The organism is Geodermatophilus marinus (assembly GCF_003428645.1).
Taxonomy (GTDB): Bacteria; Actinomycetota; Actinomycetes; order Mycobacteriales; family Geodermatophilaceae; genus Geodermatophilus.
In genome coordinates, this window is record NZ_QVQH01000005.1 from 236573 (window position 1) to 257679 (window position 21107).

Sequence of the window (21107 nt, forward strand, 5' to 3'; positions counted from 1 at the left end):
TCACCCCACCTCCGCGGCGCCGATGACCTCGCCGGCGTCGTCGAGGGCCTCGACGCGGAGCTCGTCGGCGCCCTCGGGTACCGGCAGCTCCGTCTCGAAGCCGTCCCGGGGCACCGGGTCGGCCTCGACGCCGTCGGCGACCAGCCGCCACGCGGCCACCTCCGTGGCGCCGTTCCAGCTGGCGAACACCGTGTCACCGTCGCGGACGGCGTCCGGGTCGGTCGTCGGCCGCCCCGTCCACGGGGCCCGGTCGGCCCGGTAGTTGTCGCCGCTGCCCAGCGCGGCGTCGTAGCGCAGGGTGCCGTCGGGGGCGAACTCCGACCAGAAGCTCCGCGACCCCCACCCGACGACCACGGTGCCGTCGGGCAGCTGCTGGAAGCTGCCCTGGCTGCCGGCCAGCCGGTCGTCGTCGGGCGGGAGGTACTCGGTGACCAGCGTCGCGGTGCGGGCGGTCTCGTCGAGGGCCAGCCGCAGCCCCCGGGACACCGGCCCGACGTCGGGCTCGGACTGGTTGTCGAAGAGGGTCAGCGTGCCGTCGGGCTGCCGCTCGGCGTCGTGCTGCCAGGCGAACTCGGTGCCCGGGCCCATGGCGAAGTCGCTGCCCTCCCCGCCGAGGGTCCACAGCACCTCGCCGGTGGTGCGGTCGAGGTCGTAGACGGCCCACGTGTTGCGGGCCGAGACGAGCAGCGAGCCGTCGGCGTCCACGGACATGGAGTTGACGTGGAACCAGTCGAACGGGTCCTCCTCGGTGCCCTCGCCCTCCTCGAACTCCGACGCGGTCTCCTCGAGGGGGACGTGGTCGCGGGCCGACCACTCGAACACCACCTCGCCGGTGGCCACGTCGACCTCCTGGATGAGGTTGTCGTAGACCCAGCCGTCCTCCGGTCCGCCGACGGAGGTGAGGTCGGCGGGCTCGGCGACGTAGGCCGGGATCAGCATGGTGCCCTCGGGCGTGAGCCGACCCTCGTGGAAGTCGGCCTGCCCGGAGCCGACATCGCCCCCGGTGGTGACGGTCGCGACCTCCTCGTAGGAGGTGTCGACGATGTGGAACTCGCCCCAGCCGACGCCGATCTCCTGCTCGCCCTCCCACCAGGTGAGCACCGGCTCGCCCTGGTACTCCTGGATCCGCACGTCGAAGGCGCTGCCCTCGGTGGGGTGCACCCAGAGCGGCTCACCCGCGGCGTCGACGAGCAGCGGTCCGGTGTGCGGCGCGTCATCGCCCTTGGGGCCGAGGGCGAGCACGGTGCCGTCCTCCGCGCGGGGGGTGCCGGTCACGGTGACCTTCGGGGGGGTGAGGTCCGGCCGGCTGACGAAGGTCCAGTGCGGTCCCGGCTCGGACGCCTCCTCGTCGGCGGCCTCGGACGTGGAGCAGGCCGGCAGCAGGAGCAGGCCGGCGGCGACGAGCAGCGGTGCGCGTCGGCGGGAGAGCACGTGCATGGTCACAACCACCCCAACTCGGAGGCCGCGAGCAGGAACAGGCCCGCGGCGACGGCAAGCAGCACGACGATGACGACGAGCGTGGGGACCACGATCCAGCGGCGCTTGAAGCGCCACCGGTGGGTCGGTTCGGGGGAGGCGTCCCGGCGCGACGCGGTCCGGGCGCCGTCCTCCGGCCGGGGTCCGCGACCGGCCCGCCGCTCGCGGTGCCGCTCGGCGAGGTGGTGGACCTGGTCGCGGGCGTCGCGGGCCACCGTGCCCAGGGCCTGGACCGAGGCCGAGGCGAGGGTGGCGAGGTCGGCGGCGTCGAAGCGCTGCACGCGCTCGCCGTCCCGGGCCACCGGATGCGGGGCCGGCGCCCCGGCGGGCGCGGGAGGTGGCGGGCGCAGCGGTGCCGGGGAGCGCCCGGCCAGCACCGCCTGGAGCTGGTCGCGCAACCCGGCCGGCGTCGGGCGCTCGGCGGGGTCCTTGGCGAGCAGCCCGCGCAGCACCGGCTCGAGGGGGCCGGCGCGGGCGACCGGGGCGGGGGGCTCGGAGACCACGGCCATGAGGGTGGCCATCGGTTCGGGCCGGGAGAAGGCCGGCCGACCCTCCACCGCGGTGTAGAGGGTCGCGCCCAGGGACCACAGGTCCGCCGGTGGCCCCGGCCGCCCGCCGTGGGCGCGCTCGGGGGCCATGTAGGACGGCGAGCCGATGATCGCCCCGGTGGTGGTGATGCTGGACTCGCCGGTGGCCGTGGCGATGCCGAAGTCGGTGAGCAGCGCCCGGCCGTCGGGGCAGACCAGGACGTTGGCCGGCTTGACGTCGCGGTGCACGATCCCCGCGGCGTGCGCCGCCTCCAGCCCGGCGAGGACGTCGAGGCCGATGCGGGCCGCCACGTCCCAGGCGATCGGGCCGCCCTCGTCGACGAGCTGCTGCAGGCTGCGGGAGGGCACGTACTCCAGGACCAGCCAGGGGCGGCCGTCCTCCTCCACCACGTCGAGGACGTGCGTGACGCACGGGTGGTCGATGCGGGCAGCGGTCCGCGCCTCGCGGAGGGTCCGCTCCCGCAGCACCCGTCGCTCGCCGTCGTCCAGGTGGACCCCGAAGGTCACCTCCTTGACCGCGACGGTGCGGTCGAGGAGCCGGTCGGTGGCCGTCCAGACGACGCCCATGCCACCGCGGCCGACCACGTCGCGCAGCGTGTACCGACCGGCCAGGGTGCGGTCGGGTGCGGGCGGCTGGGCGGCCACGTGCGGGCGGGCCGGGCGGCGGAGGGCGTTCAGTCCCACTCCGGGCGCTCGGCCGCGCCGCCGTCGCTCTGGGCCTCGAGCTCCGCGGCCTGCTCGGGCGTGGCCATCTCGAGGGCGATGTCCCGGGGTTCTGGGGTGTCGGGGTCCGGAGTCGTCATGGGGTCAGACTGCCGCAGACCAGGCCCGCGTGCCCTGTCGTGGTCGACGGGTCCTCCGGCCCCGGGCCACGTCGACCGAGGACCCTGCCCCCGCGACCGCCGCCCCGGGGAGGCTGGGCGCGGGCGGGCGGAGGGCCCCACCGGCGGTGGGAGGCGGGACATGGCCGGGGAACCGGGTACGGGACGCGGAACCGCGGGACGCGTGGTCGTCGGTGTCGACGGGTCGGCCGGGGCGCGCGCAGCGCTGCGGTTCGCCGCCGAGGACGCCGTGCGCCGCGGTGTCCCGCTGGAGGCCGTCGCCGCCTACCGGCCGCCCGAGGCGTGGATGGACTTCTACGCGATCGGGGAGTACGAGCCGGACCGCGCCCGGACAGCCGCGGAGGAGCAGGCGCGCAGGCACGTGGACGAGGTGCTCGGGGAGCTGACCGGGCCGGCCCCCGACGTCCGGGTCACCGCGGTCCAGGGCGCGGCCGCCGACGTCCTGGTCGACGCGTCGACCGGTGCCGACCTGCTCGTCGTGGGCAGCCGCGGGCACGGTGGCTTCTCCAGCGTCCTGCTCGGGTCGGTGGGCATGCACTGCGTGCTGCACGCCTCCTGCCCGGTGACCGTCGTCCACTCGGCGGAGGCGCACGGGACCCGGATCCGGCTGCGCCGCCAGCACGGCCGGGAGCCGGTCTCCTGAGCGACACCACTGCGGGGGAAGCGGCCCCGGCGGCGGGGGCGGATCCCCCCGTGGTGCGGGCGGCCACGCCCGCGGACGCCGCCGCGGTGGCGGGCGTGCACGCCCGGGCCGGTCGCGCAGCGTGGTCGTCCTTCCTCGGGGACGTGCTCGCCGAACCGGACGTCGCGACGTGGGCCGCGCGGGTGACCGAACCGGGCTTCGTGGTGGCCGAGCGGACCGGGCGGGTCGTGGCCTTCGCCCGTGCCGACGAGCAGGCCGGCGAGGTGGCCCTGCTCTACGTCGACCCCGACGAGCAGGGGCGCGGCACCGGCCGGCTGCTGCTGGGGCTCGTCCTCGACCGGCTGCGGGCCGCCGGTCACGCGGTGGCGCGGCTGCGCACCGAGGAGCGCAACACCGGCCCGCGGCGCTTCTACGAGGCCGAGGGCTTCGTCTCGACCGGCGAGGTGCTCGAGCGCACGTGGCACGGCCGGTCGCTTCGGGAGGTCTGGTACGCCCGGCCGCTGCTCTGACCGCCGCGCTCCGCTCCGCACCCGACCCTTCGCAGCACCGAGTACGACCCGCTCACCCCGGCGGCCCTCCTGCCGGGCAGGTCTCGCTGCCGGGTACGCCGAGTGCCCGGCGCACGGGTGGGTGCGCCGGGTCGGCCGGTGCGCGGTGGTGCCGTGGTGCCGTGGTGCCGGGACCTTGGCGGTCAGGCAGCGGCGAGGGGTTGGGGGATGCGGATCTCGGTGCCGTCGGGGCGCCAGGTGCGCCAGGCGCCGTCGGGTTGCCGTTCGACGCGGAAGCCGTGGTGGACCTTGGTGTGGTGCCGCTCGCACAACAGGGCGCTGTTGGCCAGCGAGGTCTCCCCGCCGAGGGCCCACTCGAGTAGGTGGTGCACGTCGCACCAGTGGGTCGGGGCGGTGCAGCCGGTGAACACGCACCCGCGGTCGCGCCGCTCCACCGCTCTGCGCAGGTGCGGGGGCACCACCCGGTGGGTGCGCCCGACGTCCAGCGGGGCCCCGTCGGGACCCAGCACGATGCGGGTGACCGCCCCGTCGCAGGCCAGCCAGCGGGCCCGGGCGGCGGAGACGGTGGCGCCGAAGCCCAGCTCCGCAGCACCCGGGCCGGGGGCGGGGTCGACGAGGTCTTCGGCGTTGATGACGACGGCGACGTGCGGTTTGACCGTGCGCAGCACCGGCAGGGTGCCGGCGGCGAGCTGGGTGTCGCAGAGCTGGACGAGGGCGTCGGCCTGCCGCTGGGGGCGGGTGCGCTCGTCGCCGGCGCACCGCCCGGCCTGCAGGATGCTCTCCAGGGCGGCCTGCAGCTTCTCCCCGCCGGCGGCGTCGAGGTCGAACCGGCCGGTGAGCGTGCCGTCGGCGTGCCGGACGAGGGAGAGGCGGCGGCCCTCGGTGGGGTCGGGTTCGGGGCCGTCGGGGTCCAGGCCGGCCAGGTAGTGCCGCACGACCTGCACCAGGTCGGCGTGCGGGCGCGCGGCGGCGACGCCGGTGAGCAGCCGGTCGATCTCCCCGAGCTCCACGCCGGCGGCCGCGGCGGCGGCCAGGTTCTTGTCGGCGGCCACCGGCGCCACCGTCGCGACGGCCTCGGCCGACACCGCCCCGGCGGCGTGCGCCTCCGCCAGCGCGGGCAGGTGCTCCAGCGCCCGCCCGGCCCGGACCAGCCCGGCCCCCGCGGAGGGGCTCAGCCGCCCGTGCCCGCGCAGCCAGGAGGCCATGGTCTTCAGCCCGTCGACCTCCGCCGCGCCGGCCAGCTCGCAGGCCCGCACGGTGCGGGCGACCTCGGCGGCGATCCGGTGCTGGGCGACCAGCAGTCCACCCAGGCGTTCCAGCAGCTCCGGGCCGAACGCCGAGGCCAGCCCGGCCCCGGCCAGCCCGTCGATCGCCGCGCACAGGTCCTCCACCGTCACCGCACCTCCCTGCCCCGCCCATCGAACACGTGTACGAATACTATCGCCGGTCGGTGGTCACCGCAGCATGAATCCCCAGGTCAGCAGGCTGTCCACAGATCCATGCCGAGGGTTGACGCGGCTCTGGTAGGGGCTCCACCGGCCCAGCGGGCAAGGGCCGCGGTAGCGGCCCGAGCAGCGAGGCCGGCATGCACGCCGGCGCTCCACCTCACGCGGCGCCCGCCGGCCGGGTGATCCGCGCGGGCCACGCCAGGTGCTGCAGGCAGTGCGCAAGGGCCCGCGATTCCCGCCGGGAAGGGACCCCGGCCCCAGCCGGAGGAAGGCATGCCCGCTCGGGAGGTGAACCCCCGCCCGGGACGTGCACGCCGCCGTCCGGCAGGCGAACGCCCCGCCCGGGAGGCTCGCGCCCCGGGAGCGGGGAGGACCGCTCAGGCCGGCGAGGCCAGCCAGCGGCGGAGCACCTCGTCCTCTCGCCGCAGCACCACCAGGGCCAGCTCCCGGACGGCGGCCTCCGCCTGCCGGCCCACGAAGGGCGCGTCGACCTCGGCCTCACCGGTGACCGTGGAGCGGGTGCCGTCGTCGACCGCCGCCAGCCTCCGCTCGCCCCGGACCGCCACCGACCGCCCGAACACCTCGGCCTGCACGTCGAGCAGCCCGCGGTGCGCGCCGTCGGGCGAGCGCGTCCAGCTCCGCCGGTCGACGACGGCCACCTCGCGGCCGACGAAGCGGGCGAACACCGACGGGACGCCGGTCGTGGGGACCAGCAGGCGCACCGCCGTCCGCGGGCCGTCGTCGGACTCCTCGGCCGACACGCCCTGCAGCTGCGCCCCCAGCGACCGGGCCACGTCGCGGAGGAACACCTCGTCGGTGAGGACGGCCAGGACCTCGTCGGGGGAGCCGGCGAGCAGGGCGGTGTGGTCGATGGGCACGCCGCAGTGTCCGCCGAGCGCCGCACCGGGCGCGCGGCGGGGGTGGTGCCCGCGGCGGGCGCGGGTCTAGCGTCCGCGCCATGCGGCTGTTCGCCTACCTGAGCTACGCCGACGCTCCCGCCGCACTGCGGTGGCTGGCCGCCCTGGGGTTCGAGGAGGTGCGCCGGCAGGACGGCGAACCCGGGCAGGTCCTGCACGCCGAGCTGCGCGCCGGCGACGCCGTGGTCATGGTCGCCAGCAACGACGCCGACTACCGGCGCGCGCCGCTGGTCGGCCGGTCGACCGGCTCCGGGCTGTACCTGCTCGTGGACGACGTCGACGAGGTCCACGCCCGCGCACTGGCCGCCGGGGGGCGCGAGGTCTTCGCGCCGGAGGACACCGAGTGGGGCACGCGACGCTCCCGCCTGCTCGACCCCGAGGGCGGCGAGTGGAGCCTCGGCTCCTACGAGCCCGGTGCCGCCTGGTGAGCGGCCGGTCCGCACGGGGCCGGCGGACGCCGTGCGACCGGCGGAACGCGCGCAGCCGGCGGACCGGGCGGGCTGGCGGGCCTGGCTGACCGAGAACGCGGACCGCTCGGGCGGCGTCTGGCTGGTCTACGACAAGGGCCCGGGGCGGCGGCTCGGCTACGACGACATCGTCGAGGAGGCGCTCTGCTTCGGCTGGGTCGACAGCCGGCCGGCCCGCCTCGACACCGCCCGGGCCATGCTCTACGTCGCGCCGCGCAACCCGGCCAGCCGCTGGTCCCGCCGGAACAAGGACCGCGTCGAGCGGCTGCGGGCCGCCGGCCTGATGACCCCCGCCGGTGAGGCGGTGGTCGCGGCCGCGGAGGCCAGCGGCGCCTGGGGCGCCCTGGACGACGTCGAGGACCTCGTCGAGCCCGACGACCTGCGGACGGCGCTGGACGCCCGGCCCCGGGCGCGGGAGCACTGGTCGGCGTTCCCGCCGTCGGTCCGGCGGGCGGTCCTGGAGTGGGTGTCCGCCGCCCGGCGCCCGGAGACCCGGCTGCGGCGGGTGCAGACGGTGGTGGCCGAGGCCGAGGCCGGCCGCCGGGCCAACCAGTGGCGGCAACCGCGCGGGCGCTGACGGTCAGCCCGGTCGCACCAGCGCCGCCCAGCGGGCCACGTCGGCCGCGACCTGCGGGCCGTGCGTCAGCGGCAGGAAGTGGCCGGCGCCGGGGTAGGAGACCAGCTCGGCGTCGGGCAGGGCGGTGAGGAGCGCCCGGAGGTCCTCCTCGAGGACCTCGGGGTCGCGGGTGCCGTGCAGGACCAGCGCCGGCACGTCCAGGTGCCGCGCGAGCCCGGTGCCGTCGTGGCTGAGGCTGGCCAGGGTGGTCGCCGACAACGCCGGCGACCGGGTGGTGAGCAGGTCGTCGCGGACCCGCTCGACCAGCTCCTCCGGTTCCCCGGGGGCGAAGCCGAACCGGCGGACCAGCCGGTCCGACACCCACCCGACCGGCCGCAGCCGCCGACCGGCCGCCGTCCCGACCCGCAGCGCGGCGAACCAGGCGCTCTGCAGGGCGCCCGCGAGCCGCGGCGGCAGCCGGCGGGCGGGCAGGCCGGGCGCGGTGACGCGGGAACCGCCGGACCCGACGAACACCGCCCCGGCGTACCGCCCGGTGCCGGCCAGCCGGGCGGCGGCCAGCAGCACGCCGCCGCCGAGGCTGTGGCCGACCACCAGCGCGCGGGTGCCCGGGTCGAGGCAGCCCTCGAGCACGGCCAGCAGGTCCCGGCCGTGCGCCTCCAGCGTGTAGCCCGCCGATCCGGCGTCCCCGCTGCGCCCGTGCCCGCGCAGGTCGTAGGCGATCACCCGGTGCTCCCGGGCCAGGCGGGCGGCCACGTCGTCCCACCCCCGGGAGTACATGCCCAGCCCGTGCACGAGCACGACGGGCGGGGCCTCCCGGGGGCCGCGGACGGTGACCGCCAGCGGGGTCCCGTCGACGGTGGCCGGCTCGGTCACGGTGCTCCCTCCTCGCCGGCCCGCAGGACGAACGTGGCGACCTGGGGCGGCGCGTTGATGCGGACCGGTGCGAGGCTGAACCCGGTGCCGCAGGTGACGAACAGGGCGTTGCCGGGTGCGCCGTACCCCTCGGGGGCCCACCCCTCGGCGACGATGCGCTCCTCGGTGGTCAAAGCCAGGTAGCCCCACCGCGGCGTGCCGGGCAGGGCGACCTGGCCGCAGTGCGTGTGCCCGGCCAGGGTCAGCGGCGCGGTGCCGGCGGGGAACCGGTCGAAGACGGTGGGGTTGTGCATGAGCACCACCCGCGGCGCGTCGTCCGGGACGTCGGCGAGCGCCGCGTCGACGTCCACCAGGTCGGGCAGGTCGGGCCCGACGCCGACCACCCACAGCGCCCGGCCGGCGTCCTCGCCGGTGCCGGGCACGCGGGCCGCCTCGTTGCGCAGCACGGTCACGCCGGCCCCCTCCAGCGCGCGGGTCAGCTCGTCGGCGGCGCCGATCGCGTGGTCGTGGTTGCCGAGCACCGCGTACGTCGGGATGCCGGCGTCCCGCAGCGGCGCCAGGAGGTCGAGCACCGCGTCGACCCGCGGGGCGATGCCGGGATCGGTGCTGTAGAGGAAGTCCCCACCCAGGAGGGCGACGTCGGGCTGCTCCTCGGCGATGGCCTCGACCGCCCGCGCGCTCATCCCGGGGTTGCCGAACCACATGCCCAGCTGGAAGTCGGACACGACGGCGACCTCCGTGCCGTCGAGGTCCGGACCCAACCGGGGCAGCGTCACCTCCGCCCGCTCCCGGTCCAGGACGAACCGCGGCTCGACCAGCGTCCCGTAGGCCAGCAGCAGCACGACCACGACGCCCAGGGCGAGGGCGACCCGGCCCAGCACCCGCGTCACGGGGCTGCCACCGCGCGGCGCCGCACGCCGGCGCGCGAGCCCCGGCCGGGCGCCGCGAGCAGCAGGCGGGTGCAGGCGTACACCCACACGCCACCGAGCACGAGTCCGGCGAGGACGTCGGTGGGGTAGTGGGCGGCCACGTAGAGCCGGCTGACCGCCACGACCGGGGCGACGAGCAGCGGCAGGGTCAGCACCCACCAGCGCCGCGGCGACCGGCCGTGGACGACGACCAGCGCGGCGGCGGCCCCGTACAGGGCCATCGCGGCGGCGGCGTGCCCGGAGGGCCAGCTCGCCCCCGTCGGCAGCCCCTGGGTCAGGTCGGCGACCGTGGGCCGCAGCCGGCCGACCAGCTGGGCGGTCGCCCAGTAGAGGAGCACCTCGCCCCCGAGCACCACGGCGACGAAGACCAGCGGCCGCCAGCTCGCGGCCACGGCCACGCCGAGGACGCCGAGCGCGAGGCCCCCGAGCACCACGGTCCGCGTACCGGCCAGCGCCCCCAGCGTGTCCACGACAGCGGTGGCCGTGGGGCTGCGGAACTGGACGAACCACTCGACGACCGCCCGGTCGAGCCGGCCGACCCAGCTGTCGCCCAGGAGGCCCGTGACGAGCAGCCCCAGCCCGGCGAGCGTGGCGACCAGGGCGGCGGCGACGGCGAGCAGGCGCAGCCCGGCCTGCCGGCCGCGGGGGAGCGGCGGGACCGGGCCCGGCGCCGCGTGCGGCGCCTCGTCCGGCCGGACGTCGAGCGGGTCCAGCGGCTCGTGCGCCGGCGGGTGGTGCTCGTGCTCCCAGGCGCGGAAGGACGCCGTCGTGGCCGCCAGCCAGCCGGCCCCCAGCGCCCATCCGGCGAGCACGTCGGAGACGAAGTGCACGCCCAGCGCGAGCCGGGTGAAGCCGACGGCGACGACCACCACCACGGTCGCCGCGATCAGCCAGCGCCGGGCCCGGCGGTGCACCGCGGGCAGGGCCACGAGCAGCACCACGCCCCACGTGACCAGCGCGGTCATGGAGTGCCCGCTCGGAAAGCTGGCGTTCGACGGCGTGGCGACCACGGGCGACTCGACCACCGGCCGGGCGCGGTCGACCACCGCCTTGGTGACCGGGCCGAGCACGGCCAGCCCCAGACCCGTCGTCGCCACGAAGGCCGCCAGCCGCCGGTGGTCCCGGACCACCAGGACCACCGTCAGCAGCACCAGCACGAACACCGCCGTCCCGGTGCCCCCGAGGTCGGTCACCACCTGCAGCGCGGTGACCAGCACGGGCGAGTCGCTGACCACGTCGTTGAGCCCGGCGGCGACGTCGCCGTCCAGGCCGGCCAGCGGGGACCACGACCGCTGCACGAGCAGCCAGAGCAGCAGGAAGGGCACGGCGCCGACGAGGACCGCCAGCCCGGCGAGCGCGGAGCGCCGCTCGAACCGGCCGAGGCCCGCGGTCTCGGCGTGGCGGGTGGGGGAGGGGGCAGTCATCGCCTGCCGCATACCCGGCGTCCCCCCGGCGGGCTCTGACGGTTCCGTGACGCTTCCCCGGGGGCCGGCGGCGGGGTGACCGCCGTCGCCGGGTCGTCAGCGGCCCGGGCGGCGCCCGGCCAGCCCGATGCCGCCCCAGCCCCGCAGCGGGCGCCCCACCACGTCGGCGGCCTTTTCCAGGGCGCGGTGGGTCGGCGGCCGGGCGGCCCACCCGGCCGGGGTCACCCGCTCGCTGCGGGTGAGGTCCTCGTCGAAGTGCTCGTCGAGGGTGGCGACGACCGCGGGGTCGTCGACGAGCAGGCCCACCTGCTCGTTGAGGGCGAGGGAGCGGACGTCGAGGTTCGTGGTGCCGCCCATCGCGATCGCGCCGTCCACCGTGACCACCTTCGCGTGCAGGAGGCTGGGCCGGTAGCGCCAGATCTCCGCACCCGCGCCGAGCAGCGGCCCGAACTCCCGCTCGCCCTGCAGGTGCACCGCCGGGCGCTCGACGCGCGGGCCGGCGACGAGCAGCTGGACCCGGACCCCGCGCCCGGCCGTCTCGAGCACCAGGTCGCGCAGCCAGCCGGGCAGCCGCACGTAGGGCGTGGTGAACCGCACGCGGGCGCGCGCGGTCTGCAGGAGCAGGGCGATGGCCAGCGCGGCGTCGTTCCACCCGGGCCCGGACTTCGGGCGGAGCACCTGGACCGGGCTGGGGCCGACCGGGTCGAGCACGGGGAACGGGTCGGCCTCGGAGAGGGGGTGGCCGGTGCCGCGGTGCAGCTCGGCCTGCAGCCACGTCTCGGTGAAGGCGCCCCGCAGGCCCGCCACCGCCGGGCCGCGCACCCGGAAGGCGGTGTCCCGCCACTCGCCGGGGGAGGAGCCGCCACCGGCCCAGGCGTCGGCCACCCCGGTGCCCCCGGTGAACGCGACCGACCCGTCGCAGACGAGCACCCGGCGGTGCGTGCGCAGGTTCCACACCGTGGGGCGCCAGCTCGGCACCGGCCGGTAGCTGAAGACGGTGCACCCGGCGCGGCGCAGCCGCTCGCGCTCGTCGCGGCTCATCTGCCCGGCCCCGTAGGCGTCGAGCAGTACCCGGACCCGCACGCCGGACCGTGCCCGCTCGGCGAGCGCCTCGGACACCTGCGTCCCCACGTCGCTGCCGCGCCAGGCGAACCACAGCACGTCGACGGTCCGCGTGGCCGCGGCGATGGCGTCGAGCAGGGCCGGGAACGTCTCCCGGCCGTCGCGCAGGACGTCGACCCGGTTGCCCTCGGTGAACGGGATCCCGAGGAGCTGCTCGAGCACGCGGCGCGGAGCGGCGGTGCCCTGGACCGGCCCACCGGGCGGCACCCGCGATCCCGGCATGGTGTCTCCCTCCTCGTCGGGTGGGACGCGCTCGGCCGGCCCGTACCTCGGACGGGAGTGCCCGGGTGCCGGTGCACCCATGGGCGCACCGGCCGACCGTCACGAAGCCGTCACCCCTCGCCCGCCGGCCGGGGAGCCGTGGGCGCCACCCGGTCGGGGGGCCGGTGTGCGCGCCGCCGGTGGTGGCGGGGATGCTCGGGGGAGGGGACGGCGGCCGGCCCGGTCGTGGTCCGCTCGTCCGGGTGGGGAGGGTCGCATGGCGGACGCGCGCACGCCCCGCGACCCGGACGAGCCCGAGGCGCGGGGCGGGTCGGCGATGGTCGTCCCTGCAGCCGCCCCGGGCTCGGCACGCGGCAGCCTGGACCGGCGGCGGGTGCTGGGTGCGGCGGTGGAGTTCATCGACGAGCACGGCATCGACGCGCTGACCATGCGCCGGCTCGGGGCCCACCTCGGCGTGGAGGCGATGGCCCTGTACCGCTACGTGCCGAGCCGGGAGCACCTGCTCGACGGCGTGGTCGAGACCGTCGTCGACGAGCTCTACGGCGATCCGGACGTCCACCTCACCGCGTCGCACGGGTGGCAGGACTACCTGCAGCGGCTGGCCCACGGCGTGCGCCGGATCGCGCTCGCGCACCCGGCCGTCTTCCCCCTGGTCGCCACCCGGCCGCCGGCCGCCCCGTGGATCCGCCCGCCGCTGCGCAGCCTGCGGTGGGTGGAGTCGTTCCTGTCGACCCTCACCGACCACGGGTTCCCCGACGAGGCGGCGGTCGCCGCCTACCGCGCCTACACCAGCTTCCTGCTCGGCCACCTGCTGCTCGAGATCTCGCAGCGCGGCGTGCCCATCAGCTCCCGCGACGACCCCGACCCGCAGAGCGGGGCGGGTACCGACCTGGGTCGGTACCCGTCGGTCGTGCGGCTCGAGCCGCTGCTGCGGGAGGACGAGTCCGCGGCCGAGTTCGAGGAGGCGTTGGAGAACCTGCTGGACCGGCTGGACCGGCTGCTGCGCGAGTTCCACCGCCGCCCGCGCGGGTGACCTCGCGGCCTGTTGCCCGGGAGCCTGTTGCCTTTACGATGTAAAGGACCGGGCGTCCCGAGCGCCGAGGCAGGGGAGCTCACGGAGGCCGCGGCCGATGGTGCCCAGCACGCCCGGCCCCCGAGCGTCGGGGGAGATCCGGCTCGCCGTCGAGGACGGCGTGGTCGTGCTCCACCTCACCGGCGAGGTCGACGCCGCCGCCGTCGCCGCCTTCGAGAGCGCCGGCGGGGCCGCGCCCCCCGGGCTGCTCCGCGTGGTGGACGCCTCGGCGGTGACCTTCCTCAACTCCGTGGGCGCGGTGCTGGTGATCCGGCTGACGCAGCCGGCCCGGACGGCGGGGCTGCGCCCGGTGCTGCGCCGGCCCTCGGAGGCGGCGCTGCAGGTCCTCCGCCTCACCGGGCTGGAGCTGCTGTTCGATCGGGTCGGCTGACGGCCTCCGACGTCCGTTTACGTCGTAAACCGCCGGGTAGACGCTCCTCCGGTAGGCCCGGGACCTCCGGGTCGCTACCCAGGTGAACGCGCCACGACGCACCGGCCACGACTCCCCGGCCGTGCCGCTCGGGCCACGACCCGCAGGAGTGACGATGATCGGCACCGACAGCATCAGCCGCGTGATCGGCAAGGACGTCTACGACCAGACCGGCGACAGGATCGGCTCGGCATCGGAGGTCTACCTCGACGACGAGACCGGCCGCCCGGAGTGGGTCACCGTCCGCACCGGTCTGTTCGGCACCAAGGAGTCCTTCGTCCCGATCCGGGACGCCGACCTGACCGACGACGGCCTGCGGGTCGCCGTCAGCAAGGACCGGGTGAAGGACGCCCCGAAGATCGACACCGACGGGCACCTCTCCCCGCAGGAGGAGCAGGAGCTCTACCGCTACTACGACCTCGGCCCCGCCACGACCGGGACGCAGGTCACCGGCACGGAGACCACCCGGTCGACGACCGACGCGGCCGGCACCGCGCGGGCGGACCGGGACGGCGACGGCGTGCGCGACGACGTCCGGGGCCGCGCCGTGGGCCGGGACACCTCGGGCCCCACGACCGACGACGCGATGACCCGCTCCGAGGAGCGGCTGGCCGTGGGCACCCGGACCGAGGAGGCCGGCCGGGCCCGGCTGCGCAAGTACGTCGTCACGGAGAACGTGACCGAGACCGTCCCGGTGACCCGCGAGGAGGTCCGGGTCGAGCGCGAGCCGATCACCGACGCCAACCGCGGCAACGCCATGGACGGGCCGGCGATCAGCGAGGAGGAGCACGAGGTCACGCTCCACGCCGAGCGCCCCGTGGTGGAGAAGGAGGCCGTGCCGGTCGAGCGCGTCCGCCTCGACACCGAGACCGTCACCGACCGCGAGACGGTGACCGGCGAGGTCCGCAAGGAGCAGGTCGAGATGGACGCGGACGACCCCTCCTACCGCCGCTGACCCGGCTCCCGACCGGGTGGCCCGCACGTCCCTCGGGCTGCGGGCCGCCCGGTCGGCGGGGCGGTGCCTCGTCGCTGGGCAAGCGCGTCGCGTGCACCGCTCGTCGGGCTGCCAGGGTGTGGGGATGTGGACGCGGCCCGCGGTCCGGGATCTCCTGAGCAGAACCCTCGCCTCCAGCCTCATCTCCGCACCGCGGCGGTGGCGGTACCTCGCCAAGCTCGGCATGGACGTACGGCGCTGCACCATCGAGCCGGCCAGCTACTTCGGTAGCAGGGACGTGGCGATCGGCCCCGGCTCGTACATCAACCGCGAGTGCTTCTTCGACGGGTCCGCACCGATCCGGATCGGTCGCAACTGCTCCCTGGCGATGCGCGTCGTCGTCGCCACCGGTACCCACCGCATCGGGGGTGGCGACCGACGGTCCGGTGAGCTCCTCGCGCGGCAGGTGAGCATCGGCGACGGCTGTTGGGTCGGGGCCTGCGTGGTGCTCCTGCCCGGTGTCACGGTCGGTGAGGGGTGCGTGATCGCCGCCGGTTCGGTCGTCACCGAGGACTGTGCACCGCACGGTCTCTACGCGGGGGTCCCCGCTCGGCGGGTGAAGGACCTCCCGACCTCCGTGGCCTGTGACGATGCCGAGGAGGCCGGCGGGGGTCCCCCGCACGACGGGTGAGGAAGGCCTGCGGTGCTGGGCCGTGCGTGTGGTGCAGCACGGGATCGGCGACAGTGACGCCGGGGTTCCACGTCGTCGGCCGGGGGAGCACCGGCGGGGCGGGTGGGGCTCGAACCCACGACCCAGGGGTGGACGGTGCTCTCGCAGGCTGCGCTGGGCCCTGCTGCCTCCACGCACGTCGGTGAGGACCCTCCATTCCCCTGCCCGGGTGTCGAGGGAAGCTCCCGCCCGACCTCCAGCGTGGCGCTGCGTTCACGGAACGGGTGCACTCCCGACGCAACCAGCCGCCCGACCCGTCGGGGACCGGGGGACGCCCTACGGCCGACGACGACTGTCGCCAGCACGCGACCACGCCCCGCTGATACGGGCGTGACGCAGCGGTGACGGACCACCGTCTATACAGAGGCCGGGCCCCACCGGACGCCCTACAGACGCTCACCCGACAGAGAACACGGGAGGCGCGACCGACGTGCAGGGCGGGCACGGGTGCCCGCCCTGCGAGCAGGAACCAGATCAACGGATTGGCTCGATCGTGCGTCAGGCGACATCCGTGGCGCAGGCGGCAGCAGCGAGGCGTGAGCCGCCGAAACCCGGACCGCAGGGTGCTCCGCCGTGTCGAGTTGCAGCGCGCCAGGGTTCAACTCGGGCACGAGGCGGCGCAGCGCATCCGTCGAGGACACCCCGGTCCGATGGGGAGGCCCGGAAACGCCCACGTGCAGGACGGTCGCAGAGGTTCCGACGAACCTCCGCGGATTCTGCCCGGGGCGACCTGATCCACCTCCGCGCTGTCGAGTCCCCGACGGCTGCATGCGCTCCCCGTGAGCGGGTCTCCGATCCAGAAGATCAGGAAGTTCGGCCATGGGCAGACGGCGACCGAGCGACTGTCTGATCTGCGCCGCTGTCGCGATCGCCCTGACTGTGGCGGGGTGCTCGTCCGACTCCGGCTCGACCGGGGCGGACTCCGGGGGCGGGCGGCCACCGGCAGACCCGCAAGCGTCCGGTCAGGAGGCGTTCCCGCTGGACGAGGCGTTTCTCCAGGAGATGTCCGGTGCAAAGACTCTGGAGGAGGTCGTCGAGCTCCTCTACGGGCGTTGTGGTGAGGATCCGTCCATCGCCGACCGGGAAGGGTGCGAGGCCGCCGTCCAGGAGCGCCTGGCGACCGCGCCCGTGACGTGGATCGACGCCGGCGCGCCCGGCTGTGCGGCCCGCTGGGAGAGCGGCGGCATCATCCTCAGTGGTGCGGACTGCGCGACCGCGTTCCACCTGGTCGACGCCAAGGGCCAGCCCCTCGACCCCGCCATCGTGCCGGCGGACGGCCGGCTGCCCCAGGGCGGTGGGATCGCGCCCGGAGCGGTATCCCCACCCGGGGAGTCGGCGGTGGACGAGGCGTTCCTCGATGACGTCTCCGGTGCGCAGACCCTGGAGCAGGCCGCCGAGATCCTCTACCGGCGTTGCGGCGACGATCCGTCCGTCACCGACCGGACGGGTTGCGAGGCCGCCGTCCAGGAGCGCCTGGCGACCGCGCCCGTGACGTGGATCGGCGCCGGCGCGCCCGGCTGTGCGGCCCGCTGGGAGAGCGGCGGCATCATCCTCAGTGGTGCGGACTGCGCGACCGCGTTCCACCTGGTCGACGCCAAGGGCCAGCCCCTCGACCCCGCCATCGTGCCGGCGGACGGCCGGCTGCCCCAGGGCGGTGGGATCGCGCCCGGAGCGGTACCCGCGCCCGGGGTATCGGAGGGTGGCGCTGGCGGCACCACGGGTGGAGGCCCCCCGGTTCCCCAGACGGTCTCGCCAGCGCCGGGGGTGGACGACTTCTTCCAGAAGTTCGGGGGTACGCCGACCCTGAAGGAGGCCATCAAGGCCCTCACGGACCGCTGCTTGGCAGAGCGTGGTGTCTTGGAAGAGGGCGAAGTCGAGGTCATCGACAAGCAGGCGTGTGTGGAGAAGGTCCCCGCGTTCTTCGAGACGGCCCCGGTCGTCGTGGCCGACCCCGATGCCGAGGGCTGCCAGGCCAGTTGGGTGGAGGCTGCTGGGGATCAGCCCGGTCACGTCCTCCTCATCGGCGGAGGGTGCGTGGCGGCCTTCGGACTGGTGGACGCCGACGGTGATCCCATCGAGCTCGAGGACCTGCCCGAGGACGGGCGGCTCCGCCCGGGATCGGGGATCTCGCAGGCAGCCGCGCAGGAGGCGGAGGCGGCGGCGTCGGGATCCAGCACCGCTCCGCCGGAGACCACGCCGGCGGAGACGACCAGCGAACCCCCGCCGGCGGAGACGACCAGCCAGCCCCCGCCCCCGCCGCCGGGGACGACCAGCCAGGCGCCGCCCCCGCCCCCGCCGCCGGGGACGACCGGCCAGGCGCCGCCCCCGCCGGCCGAGACGACCAGCGAGCCCCCGCCCCCACCGGCGGAGACGACCAGCGAGCCCCCGCCCCCACCGGCGGAGACGACCAGCGAGCCCCCGCTCCCACCGGCCGAGACGACCAGCGAACCCCCACCGGCGGGGACGACCAGCGAGCCCCCGCCGCCGGGGACGACCAGCCAGGCGCCGCCCCCGCCGGCCGAGACGACCAGCCAGGCGCCGCCCCCGCCGGCCGAGACGACCGCAGGGCCGAACGAGGACGCGACGGGGTCCACCACACCGTGACCGCCCGAAGAGGTCAACGGCAGCACCGGCGAGGACGAGCCGCCAGAGCCCTTCTCAGTCGTTCCTCCGACGATGCCCGGTCAGCTACCCCGGTGCGCACGGAAGGGGGAGGTGGCGGTCCTGGACCGGTCGCCCGGCGCGGCACGAGGGCCGGTTGCGGCGCGGCCCGGAGGGGTGCTGGGTGCAGGGGCGGGTCGGACACTCGAGGTGGGGTCTCGCGGTGACCGATCACTCGGTCTCCCACGGAGGGGACTTCGCACCTCTGGTGTCCGGGCAGCATGACGGTGCTGGGTTCAGGGCGTTCATGTCCTACAGTCACGCCGCCGACGGCAAACTCGCTCCATCTCTCCAACGCGGGTTGCATCGGCTCGGCAAGCCTTGGTATCGGCCTCCGGCCTTCCGCGTCTTCCGTGACGACACGAGCTTGACCGCCACCCCTGCTCTCTGGTCGTCGATCGAGCAGGCTCTCCAGGCGTCAGCATTTTTCGTGCTCCTCGCGTCTCCACAGGCCTCGAAGTCGCAGTGGGTTAATCGGGAGGTGACCTGGTGGCTCTCGAACAAGCCACGCGACCGCGTCCTGGTGGCTCTGACCGACGGCGAACTCACCTGGGACAGCGCGACAGGGGATTTCGACCCCGACGCTTCCGACGCCTTGCCGCCTTCGTTGTACGGAGCGTTCGGTGAAGAGCCGCTCTGGGTGGACGTGAGATGGGCGCACACCGAGAACGACCTCTCGCTCCACAATCCGAGGTTCCGCGAAGTCGTAGCCGATCTGGCTGCGCCCCTGCACGGTGTCACGAAGGAACAGTTGATCGGCGAGGACACTCGCCAGCAGCGACGGACGATCAGATGGCGCAATTCTGCGATCGCAGCGCTGCTCACCCTGGCTCTCGTTGCGACCGTGATGTCCGTGCAATTCCTCGTTCAGCGCAATGCCGCCCGTGAACAACGGGACCTCGCAGTAGCCCGTCAGCTCGTCACCCAGGCCGACGCGGCACGGGCCCGTGACGCTCGCAACGCACTCTTGCTGGGCATCGCGGCCCAGCGCATCCGCCCCGGCTCGGAGGCCGAGAGCAGCCTGGTGGACACCCTGACGCACACGCGGTACTCGCGCACGCTGCCGCACGACAGCGGCCTGGTCGGGCTGGCGATCACCCGTGACGGCCGCACCCTCGCCACCGGTGGCTTCGACGGCACCATCACGCTGTGGGACGTGGCCGACCCCGCCCGGCCCCGCCCGATCGGCCAGCCCCTCAGCGGCCACAGCAGCTTCGTGTACTCCGTCGACTTCTCCCCGGACGGGCGCACGATGGCGAGCGCGAGCAACGACCGGACCGTCGCCTTGTGGGACGTGTCCGACCCGGCCAGGCCTGCGCGGCTGGGAGAACCGCTCACCGGCCACACCGATGCCGTCCACCACGCCGCCTTCTCCCCGGACGGACGAACCGTGGCCACCGCGGGCTTCGACAACCTGGTGCTGCTGTGGGACGTGTCCGACCCGGCCAGACCTGCGCGGCTGGGAGAACCGCTCACCGGCCACACCGACCTGGTGACCATGGTGGCCTTCTCTCCCGACGGAGAGACCATGGCGAGCGCGGGGTTCGACCGCCTGGTGCTGCTGTGGGACGTGTCCGACCCGGCCGGACCCCGACGGCTCGGGACCCCTCTCACCGGCCACACGAACGCGGTCTGGGGAGTGGCCTTCGCCCCTGCCGATCGCATCCTCGCCACCGCGGGAGCCGACAACAGGACCCTGCTCTGGGACATCGACGACCCGGCCGCTCCCCGGCGGCTCGGCGAGCCGCTGACGGGGCACATCAGCGAGGTGTACGCGGTGTCCTTCGCGCCGGACGGGCACGCGCTGGCCACGGCGAGCTCGGACCGGACCGTCGTCCTGTGGGACCTCACCGACCCGTCGAGACCACGGCGGCTCGGCGAGCCCCTGACCGGGCACACCGGCCCCGTCAACGCAGTCGTCTTCCTTCCCGACGGGCGCACGCTGGCCACGGCCGGCACGGACCGGACCGCCGTCCTGTGGGACCTCGCCGATTCCCTGCGGCCACAGCGGATCGGCGAGCCCCTGACCGGGCACACCGGCCCCGTGAACGCAGTCGCCCTCGCGTCCGACGAGCGGACGCTGGCCAGCGGTGGCGCCGAGGGGTCCGTGGTGCTCCACGACATCACCGACCCGACGCGACCGCGACGGGTCGGTGGGCCGCTGACCGGGCACACCGGCGAGGTCTTCGCGGTGGCGTTCTCCCCCGATGGAGGCACTCTGGCCACCGCCGGGGCCGACGGCTCGGTCCTGCTGTGGGACGTCGCCGACCCGGCCCGGCCCCGACGGGTCGGTGGGCCGCTGACCGGGCACACCGGCGAGGTCTTCGCGGCGGCGTTCTCCCCCGACGGAGGCACTCTGGCCACCGCCGGGGCCGACGGCTCGGTCCTGCTGTGGGACGTCGCCGACCCGGCCCGGCCCCGACGGGTCGGTGGGCCGCTGACCGGGCACACCGGCGAGGTCCTCGCGGTGGCGTTCTCCCCGGACGGCGACGCGCTCGCGAGCGGCGGTACCGACCGCTCGGTCCTGCTGTGGGACGTCGCCGACCCGGCCCGGCCCCGCCGGCTTGGTCGGGCGCTGGGCGACCACGCGAGCCTGGTGTACACCGTGGCGTTCTCCCCGGACGGGGACCTGCTCGCGAGCGGCGGTGCCGACCGCTCGGTCCTGCTGTGGGACGTCGCCGACCCGGCCTCGCCCCGTCGAGTCGGTCCGGCGCTGACGGGACACGGCAGCTACGTCCGGTCGATCGCCTTCGATCCCGACGGTCGCACGCTCGCCAGCGGCGGTGCGGACGACGCCTTCGCTCTGTGGGACCTGACCGACCTGGGACGACCGCGTCCGCTGGGTGAGCCCCTGATCGGGCATCGCGGGTCCGTCAACGCGGTCGCGTTCTCCTCGGACGGGCGGACCCTGGCCACCGGCAGTGGCGACGGCACCGTCGGCCTGTGGGACCTCGGAGAGCTCGGGACCCTGAGAGAAGCGCCGGCCGATCGGGCGTGCGCCATCACCGGACGCGGTCTGAACCGGGAGGAGTGGCAGCGCTTCGTCACAGGCCTGCCCTACCAGGACACCTGTGCGTCCTGAGCTCGTCGCCGGGGGTCGTCGCTGGGGTCGTCGAACACCGGCTACCCGCTCGGCTCCCTCCGGCCAGGCGGGTGGGTCCTGGTGTGGTGGGGTGCTCGGCAACCGAGGGGGACCGACTGGTCAGCTCGGTCCGCCGTGGTCAAGGCCGCTGTACGAACGCTGTGCGGAACGGCGCCGTCGGTATCGAGTCCCATCTCTGCA

General features: G+C 75.7%; 19 protein-coding genes. 10 read left to right on the forward strand and 9 right to left on the reverse strand.

Annotated elements, in window-relative coordinates; genetic code table 11:
• From D0Z06_RS08265 to D0Z06_RS26705, 3 genes are read right to left on the reverse strand one after another with little or no spacing between them, the layout of a single operon-like run.
• A complete protein-coding gene (locus D0Z06_RS08265) occupies positions 1-1437 on the reverse strand; it encodes an arylsulfotransferase family protein (RefSeq protein WP_158579914.1) in 1437 nt (478 codons plus the stop codon).
• 2 nt (positions 1438-1439) lie between these two features.
• Entirely contained in the window at positions 1440-2708 is a 1269-nt protein-coding gene (locus D0Z06_RS08270; protein ID WP_233517532.1) for a serine/threonine-protein kinase, read from the reverse strand.
• Positions 2699-2827: a hypothetical protein gene (locus tag D0Z06_RS26705; protein WP_255419339.1), complete on the reverse strand. Its 129-nt coding sequence runs from the start codon at positions 2825-2827 to the stop codon at positions 2699-2701. Before D0Z06_RS26705 ends, D0Z06_RS08270 begins: the two co-directional genes overlap by 10 nt.
• Positions 2828-3029: 202 nt before the next feature.
• On the opposite strand from D0Z06_RS26705, the gene D0Z06_RS08275 reads away from it, so the two are divergent.
• The gene (locus D0Z06_RS08275) at positions 3030-3509 is read left to right on the forward strand and encodes a universal stress protein (protein ID WP_233517533.1); all 480 of its coding nucleotides are present in this window, start codon (positions 3030-3032) and stop codon (positions 3507-3509) included.
• A 50-nt stretch (positions 3510-3559) separates the two neighbouring features.
• A complete protein-coding gene (locus D0Z06_RS25305; protein WP_158579915.1) occupies positions 3560-4018 on the forward strand; it encodes a GNAT family N-acetyltransferase in 459 nt (152 codons plus the stop codon).
• Positions 4019-4200: 182 nt separating this feature from the next.
• Here the strand turns inward: D0Z06_RS25305 and D0Z06_RS08285 are convergent, their stop codons facing one another.
• Both D0Z06_RS08285 and D0Z06_RS08290 read right to left on the reverse strand, forming a co-directional pair.
• Positions 4201-5409, reverse strand: coding sequence for an HNH endonuclease (locus D0Z06_RS08285; protein ID WP_117376885.1), 1209 nt, complete (start codon positions 5407-5409; stop codon positions 4201-4203).
• 434 nt (positions 5410-5843) lie between these two features.
• Entirely contained in the window at positions 5844-6344 is a 501-nt protein-coding gene (locus tag D0Z06_RS08290; RefSeq protein ID WP_117376886.1) for a DUF2505 domain-containing protein, read from the reverse strand.
• Positions 6345-6424: 80 nt separating this feature from the next.
• On the opposite strand from D0Z06_RS08290, the gene D0Z06_RS08295 reads away from it, so the two are divergent.
• Both D0Z06_RS08295 and D0Z06_RS08300 read left to right on the forward strand, forming a co-directional pair.
• On the forward strand, positions 6425-6811 hold the full coding sequence (locus D0Z06_RS08295) for a VOC family protein (RefSeq protein ID WP_117376887.1): 387 nt from the start codon (positions 6425-6427) through the stop codon (positions 6809-6811).
• A gap of 31 nt (positions 6812-6842) precedes the next feature.
• Positions 6843-7427 carry a YdeI/OmpD-associated family protein gene (locus tag D0Z06_RS08300; RefSeq protein ID WP_117376954.1) on the forward strand — a complete coding sequence of 195 codons (585 nt, stop codon included), beginning with the start codon at positions 6843-6845 and terminating at the stop codon, positions 7425-7427.
• 3 nt (positions 7428-7430) lie between these two features.
• Here the strand turns inward: D0Z06_RS08300 and D0Z06_RS08305 are convergent, their stop codons facing one another.
• The 4 genes from D0Z06_RS08305 to D0Z06_RS08320 form a co-directional block, all read right to left on the reverse strand.
• Positions 7431-8300, reverse strand: coding sequence for an alpha/beta fold hydrolase (locus D0Z06_RS08305; RefSeq protein ID WP_117376888.1), 870 nt, complete (start codon positions 8298-8300; stop codon positions 7431-7433).
• Positions 8297-9190: a metallophosphoesterase gene (locus tag D0Z06_RS08310; RefSeq protein WP_117376889.1), complete on the reverse strand. Its 894-nt coding sequence runs from the start codon at positions 9188-9190 to the stop codon at positions 8297-8299. Before D0Z06_RS08310 ends, D0Z06_RS08305 begins: the two co-directional genes overlap by 4 nt.
• Complete coding sequence (locus tag D0Z06_RS08315) at positions 9187-10653, reverse strand: phosphatase PAP2 family protein (RefSeq protein ID WP_158579916.1); 1467 nt, start codon at positions 10651-10653, stop codon at positions 9187-9189. Before D0Z06_RS08315 ends, D0Z06_RS08310 begins: the two co-directional genes overlap by 4 nt.
• A gap of 96 nt (positions 10654-10749) precedes the next feature.
• Positions 10750-11997, reverse strand: a complete 1248-nt coding sequence (locus D0Z06_RS08320) for a phospholipase D-like domain-containing protein (RefSeq protein WP_158579917.1) — start codon at positions 11995-11997, stop codon at positions 10750-10752.
• Positions 11998-12253: 256 nt separating this feature from the next.
• Between D0Z06_RS08320 and D0Z06_RS08325 the strand changes: the two genes are divergently transcribed.
• The 6 genes from D0Z06_RS08325 (at position 12254) to D0Z06_RS08350 (ending at position 20906) form a co-directional block, all read left to right on the forward strand.
• The gene (locus D0Z06_RS08325) at positions 12254-13030 is read left to right on the forward strand and encodes a TetR/AcrR family transcriptional regulator C-terminal domain-containing protein (RefSeq protein ID WP_117376892.1); all 777 of its coding nucleotides are present in this window, start codon (positions 12254-12256) and stop codon (positions 13028-13030) included.
• 97 nt (positions 13031-13127) lie between these two features.
• Positions 13128-13460 carry an STAS domain-containing protein gene (locus tag D0Z06_RS08330; RefSeq protein ID WP_117376893.1) on the forward strand — a complete coding sequence of 111 codons (333 nt, stop codon included), beginning with the start codon at positions 13128-13130 and terminating at the stop codon, positions 13458-13460.
• Positions 13461-13614: 154 nt separating this feature from the next.
• Positions 13615-14454 (forward strand): DUF2382 domain-containing protein, encoded by an 840-nt coding sequence (locus tag D0Z06_RS08335; protein WP_117376894.1) that lies wholly within the window; start codon positions 13615-13617, stop codon positions 14452-14454.
• Positions 14455-14578: 124 nt separating this feature from the next.
• Positions 14579-15124: an acyltransferase gene (locus tag D0Z06_RS08340; RefSeq protein WP_117376895.1), complete on the forward strand. Its 546-nt coding sequence runs from the start codon at positions 14579-14581 to the stop codon at positions 15122-15124.
• 1041 nt (positions 15125-16165) lie between these two features.
• Positions 16166-17767 carry a hypothetical protein gene (locus D0Z06_RS08345; RefSeq protein ID WP_147332001.1) on the forward strand — a complete coding sequence of 534 codons (1602 nt, stop codon included), beginning with the start codon at positions 16166-16168 and terminating at the stop codon, positions 17765-17767.
• A 220-nt stretch (positions 17768-17987) separates the two neighbouring features.
• Entirely contained in the window at positions 17988-20906 is a 2919-nt protein-coding gene (locus D0Z06_RS08350; protein WP_117376897.1) for a toll/interleukin-1 receptor domain-containing protein, read from the forward strand.
• Positions 20907-21107 lie beyond the last annotated feature (201 nt).